Source organism: Aneurinibacillus danicus (assembly GCF_007991215.1).
GTDB classification, from domain to species: Bacteria; Bacillota; Bacilli; order Aneurinibacillales; family Aneurinibacillaceae; genus Aneurinibacillus; species Aneurinibacillus danicus.
In genome coordinates this window covers 1-4,534 of record NZ_BJXX01000114.1, presented here as the reverse complement: position 1 = coordinate 4,534, position 4,534 = coordinate 1, and the positions used below count along the sequence as shown (strand labels likewise).

At 48.8% G+C, this 4,534-nt stretch carries 4 protein-coding genes and 1 riboswitch; of the genes, 3 read left to right on the top strand and 1 reads right to left on the bottom strand.

Translation table 11 applies throughout. The annotated features are described in order from the left end of the window. Nucleotides 1–43: 43 nt before the first annotated feature. The gene (locus ADA01nite_RS12520; protein ID WP_146810345.1) at nt 44–628 is read right to left on the bottom strand and encodes a Uma2 family endonuclease; all 585 of its coding nucleotides are present in this window, start codon (nt 626–628) and stop codon (nt 44–46) included. A 231-nt stretch (nt 629–859) separates the two neighbouring features. Then, a riboswitch (SAM riboswitch) is annotated at nt 860–1,034 on the top strand. Nucleotides 1,035–1,181: 147 nt separating this feature from the next. On the opposite strand from ADA01nite_RS12520, the gene metK reads away from it, so the two are divergent. The 3 genes from metK to ADA01nite_RS12505 all read left to right on the top strand — a co-directional run bounded on the left by metK (nt 1,182) and on the right by ADA01nite_RS12505 (nt 4,486). Then, entirely contained in the window at nt 1,182–2,396 is a 1,215-nt protein-coding gene (gene metK / locus ADA01nite_RS12515) for a methionine adenosyltransferase (protein WP_146810343.1), read from the top strand. 191 nt (nt 2,397–2,587) lie between these two features. Beyond that, nucleotides 2,588–3,754 carry a sensor histidine kinase gene (locus ADA01nite_RS12510; protein WP_146810341.1) on the top strand — a complete coding sequence of 389 codons (1,167 nt, stop codon included), beginning with the start codon at nt 2,588–2,590 and terminating at the stop codon, nt 3,752–3,754. Between the two features lie 15 nt (nt 3,755–3,769). Continuing rightward, nucleotides 3,770–4,486 carry a response regulator gene (locus ADA01nite_RS12505; RefSeq protein ID WP_170230260.1) on the top strand — a complete coding sequence of 239 codons (717 nt, stop codon included), beginning with the start codon at nt 3,770–3,772 and terminating at the stop codon, nt 4,484–4,486. Nucleotides 4,487–4,534: the final 48 nt, after the last annotated feature.

The following is a 4,534-nucleotide window of genomic DNA, read 5'->3' as shown; positions in this document are numbered from 1 at the left end:
TTTTCATATCGGGGTTGCGGCTGAATGCCATGGTGATTTTATTTCAACCAAAAACCAGCCGTAAATCAATCTCCAAATCTTCAAAGAGCGTGACACGGAGCATGTCTTTATTTCCAAAAACGCCGCTCAATATATATCTCTCATCATCCAGTATAAAAACTTCTACTGTCTGAAGCAGAGGGTCGACAATCCAATACTCTTTAACTCCTACACGTTCATAAAGTTTATATTTTAACCATCTGTCCTGTTTTCCTGTGGCTGGTGAGAGGATTTCGACAACTAAATCAGGCGTTCCTTTGCATCCCCTATCGTCCAACTTGCTGTCATCGCATACGACTGTCAAATCTGGCTGTACAACATTTACGATCTGCTCATCCGATTTGTCCTCAGCAAAAAGACGGACATCAAAAGGAGCAATATAGGACCTGCATGGCTTGCCGACAAGATAGTTGGCGAACTGTCTTGAAAGCTCTCCCAATACTTCCTGGTGCTTGCGTGAAGGTGCCGGACTCATCGCATACGGAACTCCGTCAACCAATTCCCAGCGCTCATCATTCGTCCAATTTAGATAATCGGCGTATGTGTATCTGCGATTAGAGTCAAAACGGGATAATGTCGCATCGCTCATAGTTCCGCCCCTTTTCAGGTTTTTGTTATTTTCATTTTATCACATTGTCGTCGAACATATTGCTACACTATACCGTTGCCTTCTCTCCATTCGTAAGCAAAGAAAAACGCCCGCGCGTTTTTCGTACGCTTCTGCTTCTTTGCAGAAAACACTAACGTATTTTTTCCCTGTTCCTCTTTCCATGTTGACACAACCAAAGAAATAAGATATCCTCAACTAGAACGGAAGACCCTTATATCCCGAGCAGGCGGAGGGACTGGCCCGATGAAGCCCGGCAACCACACCGCTACCCTTAAGGAAGAAGGCGCAGACAAGCTCTAGCTAGCAGGACGCTTTCTGGGCGCGATGAACGGTGCTAACCAGCAGAACGGTATGCGGATACATACTTGTGTCTGGAAGATAAAGGGCAAAGAATGAGTAAAAAATCGACCCTTTTCCAGGACATAGTAGAATGGAAAAGGTTTTTTTACTGCTTTGCGACAGGTTTGGGGAGGGAGTACCGTATCTTGGTAAGACCATCCATTAATTATGGTTTATAAGGAGGTACGTGAATATGGCGCTGAAAAAAGGCCGTCATCTCTTCACATCAGAATCGGTTACAGAGGGCCATCCCGATAAGATTTGTGACCAGATCTCTGATGCTATTCTCGATGCAATTCTTGACAAAGACCCGAATGCTCGCGTAGCGGCAGAGACATCTGTCACGACAGGTATGGTACTCGTAGCCGGCGAGATTACGACAAGTTGCTATGTGGATATCCCGAAAGTAGTTCGCGAAACCATCCGTGAAATCGGATATACTCGCGCAAAATTCGGCTTTGATGCTGACACTTGCGCGGTTTTAACTTCTATCGATGAGCAATCTCCTGACATTGCACAGGGCGTCGACCAGGCGCTTGAAGCGCGCGAAGGTCAAATGACGGATGAGCAAATCGAAGCAATTGGCGCCGGTGACCAGGGCTTAATGTTTGGCTTCGCCTGCAACGAGACGCCGGAATTGATGCCGCTTCCGATTTCCCTGGCTCATAAGTTGTCCCGTCGTCTGACGGAAGTTCGCAAAAACGGTACACTTGAGTACCTCCGCCCGGACGGAAAAACGCAAGTGACGATTGAATACGAAGGAGATAAGCCGGTACGCGTAGATACCATCGTTATCTCCACGCAGCATGACCCGGCGGTAACGCTTGAGCAAATCCAGAGCGACCTGAAAGAACATGTTATCAAACCGATCGTTCCGGAAGAGTTCCTTGATGAGAACACGAAGTATTTTATCAACCCGACCGGCCGCTTCGTTATCGGCGGACCGCAGGGCGACGCAGGACTTACCGGACGTAAGATTATCGTTGATACGTACGGCGGATACGCTCGTCACGGCGGCGGCGCCTTCTCCGGCAAGGATCCGACAAAGGTTGACCGCTCCGGCGCGTACGCAGCACGCTACGTGGCGAAGAACATTGTTGCAGCAGGACTGGCAGAGAAGTGTGAAGTTCAAGTGGCTTATGCGATTGGTGTAGCACAGCCTGTTTCCATCAGCGTTGATACGTTCGGTACAGGCAAAGTGGACGAAGATATCCTCGTTCAGCTTGTTCGCAAGCATTTTGACCTTCGTCCGGCAGGAATCATTAAGCAGCTCGACTTGCGCCGTCCGATGTACCGCGGAACCGCTGCTTATGGACATTTTGGACGTAATGACCTAAATGTACCATGGGAGCAAACGGACAAGGCGGAAATCCTTAAGAAAGAAGCCTCAGAACTGTCCACACGCTAATAAGAACCAACCAAAGGCCCATCACTTCAATAGTGTATGGGTCTTGTTTTGTTTATTTGGGATGAATGGTACAATAGGTAAAGAGTTTTTGTTCTCCTTACCTATAAAGGAAAACAAGCTCGTGGAAGAGAAGCGTAGAAGGTAACAATTGGAATGGTACTTATTGGCTAATGGTGAGGAAGGGGATATACATGGCCGAGGCCAACATTGATATCCACGTGCTCGATGAGATCATGAACAGGACGATTTCGTCCGTGGAACAAAGCAAAGAGAAAATCTTTGATATTGCTGAGAACGCGCACAAAGAGCGTAATCATATCAGCCTCGAGTTGGAAGCCCTGAAGACTGAGATTGAGCGGGTGATTCGCCAGACAGATGAGCTGGATTTGAAGGCAAGACAGGCGCGCCAGAAACTGGCTGCGATTAGCCGCAACTTTCGACAGTACAGTGAGACTGACATCCGCGAAGCTTACGAAGAAGCCAGCCAAATGCAGATTCAACTCTCGCTCTCAAGAGATAAGGAACTGCGTCTTAGGCAGCGCAGGGATGAATTGGAGCGCCGCCACCGCAGCATTTTGCAGACCATCGAGAAGTCCGAGAACTTGATTGCCCAGATGGGAAGTGTGCTAAACTACCTGCAGGGCGATTTGAAGAAGGTAGGCATTGCACTGGAGTCGGCCCAGCAGCAGCAGCTTCTCGGGATTCAGATCATCCAGGCTCAGGAAGAAGAGCGCAAGCGGGTAGCCCGCGATATTCACGATGGTCCCGCACAATCGATGGCGAACGTGACGCTGCGGAGTGAAATTGTTGAGAGAATGCTGAATCAGAATCGAATTGACGAAGCAAAAGTCGAACTCAGGTTATTAAAAGAGCTTACAAGGGCAAGTCTGGTAGATGTAAGGAAAATTATTTTTGACCTGCGTCCAATGGCTCTCGATGACCTGGGACTTGTGCCTACGCTTCGAAAATATTTGGAAGAGTACCAAAAACGTCACGGTATCGGGGCAAAACTTACGTTGCTAACCCCGGAGCGCCGCCTGCAGAACTCAATCGAAGTCGCAGTTTTTCGCCTGATTCAGGAGTCCCTGAACAATACAGCGAAGCATGCACAAGCCCGAAATGTGGAAGTGCGGCTGGAGTTTAAGCCGCATGTCGTGCATTTCCGCGTAATGGACGACGGGGTGGGATTCGACCAATCCACCCGGGCCGAGCGGCCGCAGTTTGGAATAATGGGGATGAGAGAGAGGGTCAAGCTTTTGCAGGGCAAGATGAAGATTCATTCCAGACCCGGCAAAGGGACAAGCGTCCTGTTTAGCATTCCCCTTCGTATTCATGATAACAAGCAAACAACACCTTAATGTATGGAGGTTAGTATGACGGACCAAAAGATTTCAATTTTACTAGTAGACGATCACAAACTGTTTCGTGAAGGTGTCAAACGAATTTTAGAAATGGAAGAGCGTTTCGAGATTGTTGGCGAGGCTTCCGACGGCGAAGAGGCGTGCCAGATGGCCGTCGAATACCAGCCGGATGTCATTCTGATGGACATTAACATGCCGAAGATGACCGGTGTGCAGGCGACTCAGCGTATTAAGGAGCGCTCGCCGGAGTCCCGCATTATCATTCTGTCCATCCATGACGATGAGAACTATGTATATAAATCCCTGCGCTCAGGTGCGGCCGGTTACTTATTGAAAGAGATGGATTCCGACGCGCTGATCGAAGCGATTAATTCGGTGGCACAGGGTGAAGCGTATATTCATCCAAAAGTAACCGGCAAGCTCATTACCGAGTTCCGCCGTCTCAGCAGCATCGAGCACAGCCACGATGAGAACGTGCTGCTCAGCGATGTCAGCGACCTTGGCGGCAGCGACAAAGAAAGCAACATTCTGGCGCTTACGCCGCGTGAGCGCGAAGTACTGCAGTTGATGGCGGAAGGGAAAAGCAACCGTATGATCGGCGAAGAGCTGTTCATCAGCGAGAAAACGGTTAAGAACCATGTCAGCAGCATTCTGCAGAAGCTTGATGTGCAGGACCGTACCCAGGCTGTCGTTATGTCGATTAAAAACGGTTGGGTTAAATTATCGTAATGCTAGATTCTTAAAAAAAGCGAGCCAATATGCTCGCTTTTTTCTGTG

Coding starts and splice junctions, on each gene's coding strand:
- ADA01nite_RS12520 (WP_146810345.1), bottom strand. CDS start 628: ATGAGCGATGCGACATTATCCCGTTTTGACTCTAATCGCAGATACACA.
- metK (WP_146810343.1), top strand. CDS start 1,182: ATGGCGCTGAAAAAAGGCCGTCATCTCTTCACATCAGAATCGGTTACA.
- ADA01nite_RS12510 (WP_146810341.1), top strand. CDS start 2,588: ATGGCCGAGGCCAACATTGATATCCACGTGCTCGATGAGATCATGAAC.
- ADA01nite_RS12505 (WP_170230260.1), top strand. CDS start 3,770: ATGACGGACCAAAAGATTTCAATTTTACTAGTAGACGATCACAAACTG.